Origin of the sequence: Huijunlia imazamoxiresistens (genome assembly GCF_037132455.1) — a bacterium.
Lineage (GTDB): Bacteria > Bacteroidota > Bacteroidia > Chitinophagales > Chitinophagaceae > Flavisolibacter > Flavisolibacter imazamoxiresistens.
Window position 1 is genome coordinate 212,973 of record NZ_JBBBEI010000006.1, and the last position, 14,209, is coordinate 227,181.

The following is a 14,209-nucleotide window of genomic DNA, read 5'->3' on the forward strand; positions in this document are numbered from 1 at the left end:
AGGCGTGCAGGCTCCCGTTCGTTTATCGCATCCTTTTACATGCTGCTTAATGCTGGCGCAGGAGGTATTTTTCCAGCTGGTCCACGGCCTGTTTCTTTACCGCAGGCGCCACCGGTTCCTGGTCGTGCCATTCATCGTGTTCCCTTATGAAGGAAAACGTGGGCAGTTGCCCCTCCTGTGCTTCCGGCTGAAAGATATACTTCTCGTGGTCGAACACCACGTGGTATTCCGCGTTCCTGCCGTTTATGCTGATGTGGGTTGAAAATAACCGTTCCATTTCTTCTGTTTTAAGTGTTCCGCAAGTGACTTCCAAATATCCTGATTCCCTGATTTCCCCCTTCCTTTAATTTATTGGGCCTGGTTCTGGTTTTCCTCCATGAGCTTCATCAGTTCGTCGAGTTTGGGCGCCAGGATGATCTCGGTGCGGCGGTTGCGCTGGCGGCCATCCGGCGTGCTGTTGGTATCGACCGGGTCGTACAGGCTGCGGCCGCTGGCCGTCACCCGGGTGGGGAAGACGCCATAATTATTGACCAGTATGCGGACGATGGCCGTTGACCGGGCCACACTCAAAGCCCAGTTATCTTCGTATTTGCCCCGGATGGGAATAGAATCCGTATGGCCTTCGATCAATACATTGATATCCGGGTTGGAGTTCAGCACCTGCGCCAGCGTGCCCAGGGCATCCTTGCCTTTGGGGTTGACCACGGCGCTGCCCGAAGGGAACAGCAGGTTTTCCTGCAGGCTCACGTATACCTTACCGTTCTTTGTGGTGACCGTCAGGTCTTTCGCGCTAAAGCCTACCAGGGCATCGGCCATTTTCTTGCGCAGGTTTTCCGCCATCTGGCGTTGCTGGTCCAGGATCCGCTGCATATCGGCCAGGCGTTTCTGTTGGGCCTCCAGCTGTTGTTGCGTCAGGTTGGCCTGGCCGGCCAGGGCGGCGGCGTTTTTGCGGGCGTCCTCTCCTTGTTTTGCCAGGCGGGCCCGTTCGTTGTCCAGGCTTGTTACCCGGCTGTTCAATTCATTGATACTGGAGTTCAGCTTGGTGGCCTCGGCCTCCAGCTGCTGGTTGCGGTCCAGGGCTGCCCGGTACTTTTTCTGTGAAACACAAGAGGTTAATAAAACTACCCAGGCAGTTGCTGCAATGAAAATAGTTCTCGATACCATATGAATCGTTTTTGTGGAAGCATTAAAAACTATGCCACCCAGGGGCAGGAATACCTCATGAATTTTTTTGATTGCGGAATTGAATCATATGCTTATTGGTTTATCTTAGAGATGGCATACAATTTTTTCTGACCATTCTCCTAAACATTTTTTATGAAAAAAGTATTGACCGAGAATTACTTTAACCATACAGAACTCAGCAGCTTCGGTTCTGCATGCATGGAAGGGCCCTCTGTTCTGGCCGAGGATGTGGATATCGCATTGATCAACGGCAGCATCCGCCCGGCCGATGAAGATGATGACGACGAGGATGAGGAAGAAGACGACCTGATCCTGGGCGACGAGGACGAACTGGATGATGAAGACCTGGAAGAGGACGAGATCGACGTGGAAATCGATGACGACCTCGACGAAGACGTCGACGACGACGACCTGGTACTGGATGCCGACGACGACGTGCTGGACGATGAGGACGAGGACGAAGATGAAGAAGACCTCTAACTATAAAACAGTTGCCTCCTGAAACTTCTAGTTTACGAGTTTACGAGTTTACGAGTTCTTCCAGAATCGTAACAACTCGTAAACTTGTAAACTCGTAAACTATTCATACCTGCCCGCTGTCATCATAATATTCTGCATGCCGGCGAAGATCGTTTTCCATACCACGCCAATGAACGATTTGGAGGAGGTACGTGCATACACCACATTGGTGGCGACGCGTTCCTTGCCATCGCTTCCCGGATTGCTGTCGTAAAGGGCAAACTTGTTCAGCAGCTTGGTAAGAAACTTTTTCGTTTTTACCTGGCCGGTTTCTTCATCCGCCTTGCGCAGTACCAACATAAGGTTGCGGTAGCGCATGTGCACCTCTCCACGTGCGCTGTAGTCGTCGCCCTGCACCAGGAAGCTCAGGCTGTCGACCTGCAGCGATTGGATATGTATATTCCCCAGGGGCTCGGCCACTGTATTCAGCTGGGCGGCCGACACGCCCTTTATGCCGCCCCGGGCGGCAAATTTTCCATCTGTTTCATTCAGGTAAAACGTAAACCCGAGGGTCACCGGAGCGTTCCGGAACATCGTCGCGGTCAGCAGGGCCGTGCATTCCGGCGTTTTGCTGCTGATGCGGGGGTCGTTGGTGACATTGGAAAAAACGGCGTTGAGGTTGTCGAAGGCCAGGGTGCCTTCCTTGCCGGTCTTTTCGGCTTTTTCGGTATAGGCCAGCCGCCCCTGGCTCAGGCGCATGCCGTTGACCTGTACGGTAGCGGAAGACCTCAGTAAATGCTGGTGGGGATACTGCCCGATCTTATTGACGAAGATCGACGGCAGGGTCTTGTCATTGTAAATGTCGATATCAGGCTCTTCGATCAGCACGCTGTCGGCTGCCAGCACGTTGTTGTTGATAAACCGCTCCAGCTGCAGGCCGGTAAACAGCGCTTTTTTGAACAATACCGTGTACAGGCTTTGCTGGTGAGCCGCCGTACGTACAAACTCCTCTCGTTTCAGCGTAGGCTGCAGCTTGAAATCATTGATCTCGAAGGTTCTTTTGGTGGACGAATAACGGATCACCTCGGCTTTCATCTTGTAGGTAGAATCGGGCGTACGGAATTTCAGGTCGTAAAAGTCCATGGTAATGGCGCGGGTAAAGGCGATGCGCCCCGTATCGGCTTCCGCCAGGCTGTCCACCCGCACGTCTTCAAACAGGGCTTCGCAGCGGTCGAACTGCAGCTTCACCGACCGGGCCGTATCGGCATTTTTATACAGCAGCTCGATGCCATCGAGGTGAATGCGGCCGATATCGATGCTGCGGATCATCGGCTGGATGGCTTTCCACAGGGGCACCGCTTCATAGGCCGTATCCGCCTCCACCTTCTTCCCTTCTTTTACCTTTTCGTAAACATGCCGTGACAGGTTCACTTTCGCCTCCCGGGAAAGGATCTCCTTGATGCGGATCTGTTTGCCGAAAATGAGCGCATACACGCCCAGGCCTTTTATGTGTCCTTTCTGAAGGTCCAGCCGGAACGTAAGGGCGGGCAGGGCCTTCTGCCGGTCGAGTTTTTGGTAATGGGTGCTGTCCACCCAGATATGCAGGTCGTTTACTTCCACGTTGCCGCCGAAGAAATTGACATTGAGCTTTCCCAGTTGATAGGTGTAGAGGCTGTCGGAACCGGTAACGATCAGGGTATTCAGGCGGTCGCGCAGTACGGGCGCCACAAAGCGGTTCGCAAAAACGAACAGCACTACGAACACCAGGAGGAAGAACCCTAAAAAGTACAGGAGAAAGCGCTTACGCTGCTTGTTGGACCGGAACGCTGCCATAAGGATGCAGCACCAAAAAACCTGCCGGGGCCTCTAAACCGGCACCACAAAGCGGTAACCGATGCCTTTAATGGTAATGATCTCCAGCAACGGGTCGTTTTTCAGGTAATTGCGCAGCTTGGTAATGTACACGTCCAGGTTGCGGCTGTTGAAAAACGAATCGCTGCCCCATAGCAGGTTGAGGATTTCCTTCCGCTCCACGATCTTGTCGCGGTTCTCGTAGAGCAGCTTCAGCAATTCACTCTCGCGGTACGACAGCTTGCGGTCCTCGTTGTCGAAGGTCAGCACCTGCCGCCGGATATTGAAAATATAGCGGCCGATAGCCACCTCTTCGCTGGCCGGAACCTCTTCGACGCTCTTTTTCTTCAGCACGTTCTCGATGCGTACGATCAGCTCCTCCATGCTGAAGGGCTTGCGGATATAGTCGTTGCCGCCGCTTTTGAAACCAAACACCACGTCCTTTACTTCGGACTTGGCCGTTAAAAAGATGATGGGTACCTGGGCATCGCGGCTCCGGATCTCGTCGGCCAACACAAAGCCGTCCTTATGCGGCAGCATCACGTCCAGCACGCACACATCGGGGCGGGTAGCTTCAAAGCGTTCCATCACCCGGGCGCCGTCGCTTTCCGAAACCACTTCGAATCCACGGCTCTGCAGCGTTTCACTTACAATCTTTGCCAGGAAGATCTCATCCTCTACATATAACACTTTTGCTTTGCTCATGCCGTGTATTTTGGAAGCGAAATTACGAATTTACTGCCCTGCCGCTCGGTTGATTCCACCTTGATGGTGCCTTTGTGCTTGTCGACCACGTGGGCCACGTAGCTCAGGCCCAGGCCGTAGCCCTTTGCATTGTGGAGGTTGCCCGTGGGCACGCGGAAAAACTTTTCGAAGATCTTCTCGCGGTATTCTTCGGGAATGCCGATGCCGTTGTCGGTCACATTCAGGGTCACCTTGCCCTGGTTGCCTTTTGCCCGGATCTTGATGTGGGGATTGGCATTGCTGTATTTCAGGGCATTGTCCAGCAGATTGAAAATAACGCTGACCAGGTGCAGGCGGTCGCCTTCCAGGGTGGTATCGCCCTCGTAATGGGCTTCCACGTCGGCCCCGTGCTTTTCGAACTGCAGGCGCATGGAGGAGGTAACTTCCTCGATCAGCTCCTTCATTTCCAGGCGCTCGTATTTCAGGTCCACTTCCTTTTTCTCGAACATGGACAGCTTCAGCACCTTGTCGACCAGCAGGGAAAGGCGCAGCAGCTCGTTGGCCGAAATATCGAGGTATTCCCGGGTGCGCTGGGGGTCCATGGAAGCGCTGAAGCTGCGCATGGCCTCAATGGCTACGCTGACGGTGGCAATAGGTGTTTTCAGCTCGTGGGTGATATTGCTGATAAATTCATTCTTGATCTGCGCCAGCCGCTGCTGCTTCAGCAGGCTCTTGTACAGCAGCACGAAGGAGAAAATGGTAAAGCCTACGATAAATACCGACAGCAGGATGGGCTCCTTGATGCGGTTGATCAGGTAGGGCCTCGTTTCGCCCAGCTGGTACTTGTACACTACGGGATTGGAAAAGCCAATGGTCACCCCGCCGGAGAAAGGCTCATCGACGGAGTCCGCTTTCGACTTGACGATGGTAAAGGGCACTTTCATATTTTGCTGCTGCATGCGGGCGTTGAAGGCCCGCTCGATATCGGTCACGTGCACCGAATCCTGGAGGGAATCCACATCGCGAAATAAGCGTATCAGGTTGTTGTGGGAGAATTTATCCGGTTCCTTGCCCGACCGGCCTTTTTCATATTCGCCCAGGATCTGGGCGGAGGCGGCGGAATCCTTCATTTTTTCCCGCAGCACGTTCATCAGCCCGATCATCCGCTGGCGGGGAAGGTTATGGGCGCCACCGCCGTGCTGCCGGTCCCCGCGGTGTCCGGGTTGTCCCGCCCAGAAAGCGGAATCGCCCGGCATTTTCTCCAGCTTCAGCTTGGCGGCCTGCAGCCGGTAAACCGTTTCGCGGAAGGTAAAACGGCTCCGCATTTCCAGGGTTTTCTTTTCCCGCTCGTAGGTCTCCCGCAGCCAATACAATTGGAAGAGGGTGATGACCAGGATGGCAATACCCATCAGCACGGGCAGCCATTTAATGTTTTTCAGTTGACGCATCCAAACAAATTTACCTTTTTCACCTGCCCGGCATCATATATTTAACCATTATTAACTTAGTTGCAACTACGGTTAACAAACTCTGGAATAAATTCGGAAAAATTTATTTTCTATGAAAACAAAGCTGCTGTGTGTCTGTCTTTCTTTCTTCTCCCTTGCCCAAAGCCAAGCCCAATCCCAGGTCAAGGAGGGCAAGATCACCTACGAGCGTACCATCACCTTCCAGCAAAGGAACCGTAATAATAATAACAACCCCGATGCCGACAACCGGCCGCGGAGCCGTACCGACCGCTTCGAATTATCGTTTTCCGCTACCCAGTCGTTATGGGAGTCGCTGCCCGATATGAATGCCGGCGGTGATGAAGCCGGTGGCGGCGGAGGCGGCAATTTTGGCGGCGGCGGCGGCATGCGCTTTTTCGGCGCCATGGGCGGCGACGACCTTTCCTATGTCAACTTCGCCAGCGGCCGCAAGGTGGACCAGCGCGAACTGGCCCAGAAAACCTATATCGTGGAAGACAGCATCCAGAAGCTGAAATGGAAGCTTACCGGCGAAAGCCAGACCATCCTGGGATACAAGGCCCAGATGGCGACCGCCGAACAATACCTTACCCGCACACGCCCGGTAATGGAAAACGGCGAAATGAAAATGCAGGAAGTGCAGGACACGTCGCGCATCATCGCCTGGTTTACCCCGCAGATCCCCGTGCCTGCCGGACCGTCCTACCCCGGCCAGCTTCCCGGCCTGATCCTCCAGCTGGAGATCAATAACGGCCGCATGGTGTACAAGGCCGTGGAATTCTCCCCTAAGGTCAATGTCAACTCGATTAAAGAGCCGAAAGGCGGGAAAAGAATATCGGCAGCCGACTATGCCAAGGAAAACCAGAAGGTGATGGAAGAAATGCGCCGCAACTTCCAGGGTGGCCGTGGCATCCGAATGAATGCCGGAGGCGGTGGCGGCGGAAGGAACAACTAAGGAATTCCTTTTCAGGATTGCTTCTTCCGCATCGACCTGCTATTAGGGGCTGGAAGCCGTTTCAGGGCTTCCAGCCCTTTTTTTATGTCCTTTTTCACGGCGGCCCACGAGTCCCGGGCCCCGGATGGTGTATTTATTGTATGGGCGGCTATTCCGACATTAATGTATTTAATACGCATATGTACGATTCAGCGTAAAAACTCGTTTAACCACGCTTTCTCATTCGTTCAACAAAAATATATTTCACAAAATAATGGAAGTTTTTCCCCAACAAATCAACAGAATAAACACATTATTTCGTAACTTGATTCCTCAAACCAAACGTTCCCATATGAGAAATAAACGCATCTTATACGCCCGCCAGGAGGCGGAAATTTACCGGGCTTATTACAAGCCTTCTATCAATTTAATTCGTTTCTTCCGGTCTATTTTCGGAGTGCTGAAATCGGGTTCGATGATCGAGCATGAGAAGGAATCGATGAAGAAGATTTATTCAAAATAAAAAGTTCCCGCCGGTTGGCGGGAATTTTTTTTACTGGGCATGTACCCCCCAAAAAAATCCCGCCAACCGGCGGGACTCTTTTTGTTTTGGTTCCTGTTAGTTGCGCATGCCTCTTGAACCGCCGCCACCGTTTCCGGAACGGCCCTGGGAGGAATTGCCGCCCATGCGATTCAGGTTGTAGGTGAAGCTTAACATGAAGAACTGTTGCAGCACGTTGTTCTGAACGTCCTCGGTGTAGTTATTGGCAAAGGTGCGCCGGATGCTGCGGTTTTGCTTCAGGATGTCGAATACCGACAGCTTCAGCTCGCCCCTGTTGTTCTTCAGCATCTGCTTGGACATGCTGGCATTCCACAGGTAAAAGCTTTGGTTGTAGCCGGCAGCCAGGCCGGTATTAGTGGTGTAATCAATATCGGAGGCCAGGATAAAGTTTTTCGGGAAGATATAGCTCACATCAGCCGATACCGCGTACACATAATAAGAGGTGTTGCGGGCCGAGTTCGACCGCAGGGTCGTATTCACCTTATTGTAATTCACGCTGCCGCTGAAGGTCACATCCAGCTTCTCCTTGAAGTTGTAGTTCACCCGTACGTTCTCACCCAGGTTCAGGTTCCTGGTATAATACTTAGCGCTGTCCAGCATGCTCACGTCGCGGCTGTAGCCGGCCGAGGAGCTGAAGTTGACGTTGCCGCCCTTCATGCGGTTGATGGGGAAGCCCAGGTTGAAGTTGCCGCTGGCGTTGTAGGCGCCGTTGGCGTTCACCGGCACGTTCAGCTGCGCGCCTTTCAGTACCGAATCCAGCTTCGCGATGCGCAGGATCGCCAGCGAGTCGGTGATGGTGTTGGTCACGATCTGGTTGCTGGTATTGGAGAAAGAGGCCCGGAAGAAGAAGTTCCGGTACTTCAGCATGTCGAACGAGTTATAGTTCACCGAAACGTTGTTGGAGTACTCCTGCTTCAGTCCGGCATAACCGCGGCTGATGTTGATGCCGCTGGAGTTCTCGGTAGTTTCCTGCAACTGCGAGGTGCTGGGCTGGGCGGTACGGCCGCGGTAGTACACACGCAGGTTCTTGCTGCGGGCAAACTGGTAGTTGAACGAGCCGGTAGGGAAGAAGTTGAAGAACTCCTGCTGCACCTTCTGGGCTTTCGACACGTTGTCGCTGAGCAGGTTGGTCTGCTGGGCCGACAGGCCGAACTGGTAGTTGTATTTCTTCTGCACCACGCGGAAGTTGGAACCGATGCGGTGCGACTCGTTGGCGTTGCGGAACAGGTTGGTCTGCTGCTCATTCACCAGGTCGTACTGCTGATTGAGGTAGTTGGAGTCGAATACCTCGCGGTCCGAACGGTTGCCGTTCTTGTTGTAGCCGTAGTTGAACTCCAGCATTTTGTTGCGGCTGACCGGCTGGGTGTAGGAGAAGTTCACGCCATAGCTGTTGGACAGGTTCTGCTGCAGGCTCAGCTGGTCCACGTATTTCACGCCGGTCTTGCTAGAGCTGGAATACTCGCCGTTGGTAGTATGGCTCATACCGTCGCGGTTGGTGGTATTATACGTATTGGACAGGTTAATGGAGAAGGTCCGGCCCACGCGGCGGAACTTGCGCCGGTACAACAGGTTGCTGGTTACGTTGAAGCCATCGCCGGTGTTGCTGCGGTTCGACAGGTTCTCGTTCACCTTATTATAGGTATTGTTCCAATCGGCAAAGCTTTCCGAGCTGCTGCCGCTGGTGCTGCCGCTGTTCTGTAAGTTCACTGCCGGGGTAAACACGATCGAACTCATCGAATCCACGCTATAGGTCATCTTCATGTTGACCCGGTGGTTGTCGTTGTTGGTATTGGAATACGAATTGGAATGGCGGGTAACTATGGAGTCGCCCTTGGTAGCCCGCGAGATCAGGGTGGTCACCCGGTTGCTGAGGGTGCGGTTGTCGTTCTCGGAATGGTTGAAGAAATAGCTGCCGGCGAAATCGAGCTTGGTGCCGATCAGGTCGGTGTAGTTGGTGCCGACGTTCCAGTTTTTGGTAATGCCCGAGCCGTTGCCCTGGCCGCCGCCGCCGAAGCCGCCCACCATATCGTTATTGCTAAAGCCCACATTATTGGTATTGTTGGCACGGGCTACCACCGACACCTTCGAAGCGCCTTTGAAGTAGTTGGCCGACAGGCTGCTCTGGTAACGGTTTTCGTATTCGCCGTTGGTACCGTCGGTGCCGTAGCCGCCCATGGCTTTACCGAACAGGCCTTTCTTCTTGTCTTTTTTCAGTTTCAGGTTGATGGCCTTGGTACGGGTACCGTCGTCCATGCCGGTGAATTTGGCCTGGTCGCTCTGGTCGTCGTACAGTTCCACCTTATCGATCATATCGGCGGTCAGGTTCTTGGTGGCCATGCGGGGGTCGTTGCCAAAGAATTCTTTCCCGTCCACGTAGATCTTCGGCACGCTCTCGCCCTGGGCTTTTACGCTGCCGTCTTTTTCCACCTGCATGCCCGGGAGCTTTTTCAGCAGGTCTTCCACGGTGGCATTGGGCTTGGTGGCAAAAGAGCTGGCGTTGTATTCAATGGTATCGCCTTTCACCCGGATGGGCACATCGGAGGTCACGATCACTTCGCCCAGGGTTTTAAAATCCTGCAGCATGGTCACGTCGCCCAGGTTCACTTCGGGCTTTTCCTCGGTGATTACTACGCTCTTCTTCTGGGTGTTGAAGCCCTGGAAGGAGAACAGCACCTGGTATTTGCCGAGGGCAATATTCTTGATTTCAAAATATCCGCTGTTGGAGGTGAGGGTGAAGGACACCAGTGAAGAATCCTGCGTATTCATCAGCGACACGGTGGCATCGCTCAGGGCGTCGCCGCCGGTAGAGTCTTTCAGGGTTCCTTTTATGGAACCGGGGGTCTTTTGGGCAAAAAGGACAGTGCCAGTCAGAACCATGACAATCAGCAGGAGAAATTTCTTCATAAACAGTTAAATATGATTACGAAGGTATTTCCAACCAATGTTTATTCCGGTTAAAAAACGTTAAGGCTTGACCCTGAAGAGACGAAAGGGCTGAAGAGGACTTTGGCCAAGAAGGAATTAATTCATTGGTTAATTGGGATATGGGTTAGACCGGTACCGGGAACATACAATAATAAATGCCGCCCTTACAGGCGGCATCTGAATATTTTGAGTGTTCAACCTAAACCCCTAATACCCCAATTAACGAATTAACCAATTAACTGAATAAGTATTCCACATCCTCGCGGGTCAGTGTCTTCACAAACGACGTATCATCGGCGATGAGGTCTTTGGCCAGCAGGCGTTTCTTTTCCTGGAGCGTCATGATCTTGTCTTCGATGGTGTCCTTGCAGATCATGCGGTAGGCGAAGATGCTCTTCGTCTGCCCGATGCGGTGGGTACGGTCAATGGCCTGCTGCTCCACGGCGGGGTTCCACCAGGGATCCACGATGTAGACGTAGTCGGCGGCCGTCAGGTTCAGACCCACGCCCCCGGCCTTCAGCGAGATCAGGAACACCCGCACTTCCTCGTCGTTCTGGAAGCTCTGGATGGCCTTTTCGCGATCGGTGGCGCTGGTGCTGCCGTCGAAGTACTCGAACTTCACGTTCAGGTGCTTGAGCTTTTCCTTGATCAGGGCCAGCATACCCAGGAACTGCGAGAAGATCAGCGCCTTGTGGTTGCCGATGTTTTCGGTGATCTCGCGGGCCAGCTCCTCGAGCTTGATGGAGTGGTTCTCGAATTTTTCGGTTTCGTTCAGGATGGCCGGCGAGTCGCAGATCTGGCGCAGCTTCATCAGGCCCTGCAGGATGGTAAGCTGCGAACGCTGGATGCCCTGCTCCTCGATGGAGCCCATGATGCGGGCCCTGAAGTCGTTGCGGTAGGCATCGTAAATGCGGCGCTGGTCGTCGCCCATTTCGCAGAACAGCACCGTTTCGGTCTTTTCCGGCAGGTCCTTGGCCACCTGCTCCTTGGTGCGGCGCAGGATGAAGGGGTAGAGGATCTTCCGCAGGTGCTCTTTTTGCTCCGCCTCGCCAAACTTGTCGATGGGGATGGCAAACTCCTGGCGGAAGAACTCCATGGAACCCAGCATGCCGGGGTTAAGGAAGTTCATCTGGGCGTAGATGTCAAAGGTGTTGTTTTGCAGGGGCGTACCACTCATGCACAGGCGGTTCTTCGCATTGATCAGCGACACGGCCTTGGTGACCTTGCTCGCCGGGTTCTTGATGGCCTGCGATTCGTCGAGTACGATATAGTCGAACGGCACGGCCGCAAACAGCTTGATGTCGCTGCGCAGGGTACCGTAGGTGGTGATAATGACGTTCTGCTTCTGCCACTCGGCGATGTTGCGGTTGCGCAACGGGCCGTGGTGGATATAATAAGTAATGTCGGGGGTGAATTTTTTGATCTCCGCCTCCCAGTTGTAGATCAGGGTGGTAGGACAGATGACCACCGCCATCAGCCGGCCGTTGGCCTCGAAAAAGTGCTGCAGGAAGGACAGGGCCTGCACGGTCTTACCCAAACCCATATCGTCGGCGAGGATGCCGCCCCAGGATACCTGGTTGAGGTAGTTGATCCACTGGTAGCCGGCCTCCTGGTAGGGACGCAGGGTGGCCCGGAGGTTGGTGGGCAGGGGAATTTCCTCGATCTTGTCGAACTGGCGCAGCCGGTCGTATTTTTCCTCCAGCTCGATGGTCAGCTCTTCTTCGTTGCGGTTTTCGTACAGCTCGTCGATCACGCTCAGGTGGAAGCGCGACAGCTTCAGCTTGTCGGCCTTTCCTTCGCCCACACGGAAGAGCAGCGAATATTTTTTCACCCATTCCTCGGGCAGGATACCCAGGGTGCCGTCATTGAGCTGCACGAACTGCTGCTTGTTGGCCAGGGCCTTCTTTACCTCGGACACGCTTACCTTCTGGTCGCCGAAGAGGATGTCTACCTTGGCGTCGAACCAGTCGGTATTGCTGCTGATGAAGATGCGGGTGGAGGGCTTGGCGGTATTGAAACGGAAATTCTTCAGCAGCTCGAAGCCATAGACCGGCACTTTCTGCTCGTTCATGGCATCGACAAACAGGAAGAACCAGTTGTTCTTGAGCACGTCGGCGCCCTTCAGGGCCAGGGCGGCGCCGTCGTCGAAGGCCACGAAGTTGGAGTGGAGGATGCGCAGTTTTTGCAAAAAGTCCTGCTCGGCTTCGCGGTTGCGGTGCACCACCACCACCTTGCCGCCATTGGCGATCACCAGCTGGTCGCGGTCCTTGGCCTTGGTATCGTATCCTTTGTAATTGAAGATGGGCTGGAACACCAGGTACTCGCCCTTTTCCTGCAGGAACAGCTTGACGTCGGGCTGGCCGTCCTTGATCTCGCCTACCAGGGTCTGGTCGAAGTCCACCTTGTAGTCCTTGGTCAGGGGCAGCACAAAATTGCTGAGGGTTTCGGGCCATTCGTCGGCGGACACTTCCTTAGTGCCGGCCGGCAGAAAGCGCAGGGCGGTCAGGGCCGCCTCGCTGTTTTCCCATAAATACAGCTGGTGGTTGTACACGAACACCAGGGGTGTCGGCACCTCGTTATCGCTCAGGCCGAAGGCCACCGCCTCGGGCTTGACAAAGCATTCGATGGCCACCGTGCCGTTCTCGCGGCCCACGAAGAACTGGGGCTGCAGGGAACTGTGGTGGAACTCGATCTTTTCGAGGTGGGCGGTCTTAAAACTTTTTTGCTTCGGCAGCAGGAACAACTGGGTTTCCTGCTCGGAACAGATTTTTCGCAGCTTGGGCAGCAGGTATTCCATGATGAGCGAAGAGGTTTCCTCGGGCAGCTCATCATCTTCCTGGTGCACGATATTTTCCCAAAAACCGCTAAAGGGGGAGTTGCGGTTGATGAATTTGTTGATTTCGCTGTCCTGCAGCTTGCGCACCTGGCCGATCAGCGAGCGGTCTTTTTCTTCGTAATTCTCCAGCTCGATGTACTTGGCCAGCTCCAGCTTTTGCACATTGCCGATGAAGCCGGCTTCTTCGCCGGATTCGCCTTCTACCAGGTCTACGGTGAAGTGCGGAAAGGAGGCTTTGTTAAAATTGATGACCACGCCCAGGCTTTTGCGGGGCGGCTTTTCCTTGGTCAGCACGAGGGTTTCGGCAACCTCCACGGGTTTTTCTACCACCGGTTTCATCGGCAGGGCGGAAACCGGGGCGGCAATGCGTTTGATGGTGCGGTCGAGCACCCGCAGGAAGGGCTTGCCGTCCTTATAGGTAAATTCGAATTTGTTGGTCAGGTCGTCTTTCAGCGAGTAGCCATAGGCTTCCAGCAGCTTGTTCTTTTCCTTGTCCCAGTTGCGGATGGTGTCGAAATAGGTGGGGCCGTACTTGCCCAGCAGGAACAGGAACACAATGACCTTGGGCAGGCAGAGGGGGTGTTCGGTGTCTTCGTAATTGCTGCTGGTATCGAAGGTTCGCTCTTCGTTGCGGCGCAGGATGACGTAATAAGCGGTGTTGTTAATGGTCACGGAGGCTTTTACCACTTCGTCGCGGGCGCTTTCGATCTTGGGCTTGCCGCTTTGCAAAAAGCGTTCGGCGGTGGAGAAAACGTCGGGAGCGCACAGCAGGCGCAGGGTTTTCACCTCGATGTTCTTCATTTTGGCTACCGTATGGTGCTGGTCGTACTCCACGTTGTCGGACAGCAGCAGGCCTTTGTCGATCATTTCCTGCAGGCGCAGCAGGGCGGCGGCTTCGTGGCGGCAGATGTCGCCCAGGTTGTAGGGGCAGGCACAGCGCAGCGAAAGGCCCTTGGGATCTTTATAGCTGGTGATATGGACCTTGTAAAAGGTGGAGTAATTATCGTCTTTCACGCGGAAAGCAGCCGCACCGAAAAGCGGATCGTGCTCTACCAGGTCTACATAACCAATAGCATGAATCTTCTTTCCCCTGCGGATAACCTCGTCCGTTCCGTGGGTATAAACGTATTTTAACAGGTGCGGTAGGGCCAAAACAAAGTACTATTTACGTAAAAGGATTCGATTTCGGGGCTTTACCTGCCCGGCTTTCGCCGGATGCTGATTCCCGGTGAACAGGGGAGAAGGAACAAAACGCAAACAACCTTATTTCCATGCGCCCTGCCCCAAAAAATCCATATCTGTCCCTG

The 14,209-nt window shown here is 54.1% G+C and carries 10 protein-coding genes; 3 read left to right on the forward strand and 7 right to left on the reverse strand.

Annotated elements, in window-relative coordinates:
• Positions 1–46 precede the first annotated feature (46 nt).
• Both V9K67_RS09960 and V9K67_RS09965 read right to left on the reverse strand, forming a co-directional pair.
• The gene (locus tag V9K67_RS09960; protein ID WP_336721965.1) at positions 47–277 is read right to left on the reverse strand and encodes a hypothetical protein; all 231 of its coding nucleotides are present in this window, start codon (positions 275–277) and stop codon (positions 47–49) included.
• 71 nt (positions 278–348) lie between these two features.
• A complete protein-coding gene (locus V9K67_RS09965) occupies positions 349–1,164 on the reverse strand; it encodes an OmpA family protein (protein WP_336721967.1) in 816 nt (271 codons plus the stop codon).
• Positions 1,165–1,317: 153 nt separating this feature from the next.
• Between V9K67_RS09965 and V9K67_RS09970 the strand changes: the two genes are divergently transcribed.
• Complete coding sequence (locus V9K67_RS09970) at positions 1,318–1,665, forward strand: hypothetical protein (protein WP_336721969.1); 348 nt, start codon at positions 1,318–1,320, stop codon at positions 1,663–1,665.
• 99 nt (positions 1,666–1,764) lie between these two features.
• Here V9K67_RS09970 and V9K67_RS09975 read toward each other — a convergent pair whose 3' ends face one another.
• The 3 genes from V9K67_RS09975 to V9K67_RS09985 are packed head-to-tail and all read right to left on the reverse strand — an operon-like array spanning position 1,765 to position 5,627.
• Positions 1,765–3,477, reverse strand: a complete 1,713-nt coding sequence (locus V9K67_RS09975) for a hypothetical protein (protein WP_336721970.1) — start codon at positions 3,475–3,477, stop codon at positions 1,765–1,767.
• A 33-nt stretch (positions 3,478–3,510) separates the two neighbouring features.
• Positions 3,511–4,200: a response regulator transcription factor gene (locus tag V9K67_RS09980; RefSeq protein ID WP_336721972.1), complete on the reverse strand. Its 690-nt coding sequence runs from the start codon at positions 4,198–4,200 to the stop codon at positions 3,511–3,513.
• Complete coding sequence (locus tag V9K67_RS09985) at positions 4,197–5,627, reverse strand: sensor histidine kinase (protein WP_336721974.1); 1,431 nt, start codon at positions 5,625–5,627, stop codon at positions 4,197–4,199. The genes V9K67_RS09980 and V9K67_RS09985 overlap by 4 nt, the downstream gene beginning before the upstream one ends.
• Before the next feature lie 112 nt (positions 5,628–5,739).
• Here V9K67_RS09985 and V9K67_RS09990 point away from each other — a divergent pair, with 112 nt between their 5' ends.
• Together V9K67_RS09990 and V9K67_RS09995 are read left to right on the forward strand one after the other, a co-directional pair.
• On the forward strand, positions 5,740–6,600 hold the full coding sequence (locus V9K67_RS09990) for a GLPGLI family protein (protein WP_336721977.1): 861 nt from the start codon (positions 5,740–5,742) through the stop codon (positions 6,598–6,600).
• 331 nt (positions 6,601–6,931) lie between these two features.
• Entirely contained in the window at positions 6,932–7,102 is a 171-nt protein-coding gene (locus V9K67_RS09995; protein WP_336721978.1) for a hypothetical protein, read from the forward strand.
• A gap of 96 nt (positions 7,103–7,198) precedes the next feature.
• On the opposite strand, the gene V9K67_RS10000 is transcribed toward V9K67_RS09995, so the two are convergent.
• Complete coding sequence (locus V9K67_RS10000) at positions 7,199–10,045, reverse strand: outer membrane beta-barrel protein (protein WP_336721979.1); 2,847 nt, start codon at positions 10,043–10,045, stop codon at positions 7,199–7,201.
• A 256-nt stretch (positions 10,046–10,301) separates the two neighbouring features.
• The gene (locus tag V9K67_RS10005; protein WP_336721981.1) at positions 10,302–14,054 is read right to left on the reverse strand and encodes a DEAD/DEAH box helicase; all 3,753 of its coding nucleotides are present in this window, start codon (positions 14,052–14,054) and stop codon (positions 10,302–10,304) included.
• Between the last annotated feature and the right edge of the window lie 155 nt (positions 14,055–14,209).

Bases quoted from the DNA above. Each gene is read 5' to 3' on its own strand.
- V9K67_RS09965 (WP_336721967.1), bottom strand. From the start codon at position 1,164: ATGGTATCGAGAACTATTTTCATTGCAGCAACTGCCTGGGTAGTTTTA.
- V9K67_RS09985 (WP_336721974.1), bottom strand. From the start codon at position 5,627: ATGCGTCAACTGAAAAACATTAAATGGCTGCCCGTGCTGATGGGTATT.
- V9K67_RS10000 (WP_336721979.1), bottom strand. From the start codon at position 10,045: ATGAAGAAATTTCTCCTGCTGATTGTCATGGTTCTGACTGGCACTGTC.
- V9K67_RS09975 (WP_336721970.1), bottom strand. From the start codon at position 3,477: ATGGCAGCGTTCCGGTCCAACAAGCAGCGTAAGCGCTTTCTCCTGTAC.
- V9K67_RS09970 (WP_336721969.1), top strand. From the start codon at position 1,318: ATGAAAAAAGTATTGACCGAGAATTACTTTAACCATACAGAACTCAGC.
- V9K67_RS09980 (WP_336721972.1), bottom strand. From the start codon at position 4,200: ATGAGCAAAGCAAAAGTGTTATATGTAGAGGATGAGATCTTCCTGGCA.
- V9K67_RS09995 (WP_336721978.1), top strand. From the start codon at position 6,932: ATGAGAAATAAACGCATCTTATACGCCCGCCAGGAGGCGGAAATTTAC.
- V9K67_RS09990 (WP_336721977.1), top strand. From the start codon at position 5,740: ATGAAAACAAAGCTGCTGTGTGTCTGTCTTTCTTTCTTCTCCCTTGCC.
- V9K67_RS09960 (WP_336721965.1), bottom strand. From the start codon at position 277: ATGGAACGGTTATTTTCAACCCACATCAGCATAAACGGCAGGAACGCG.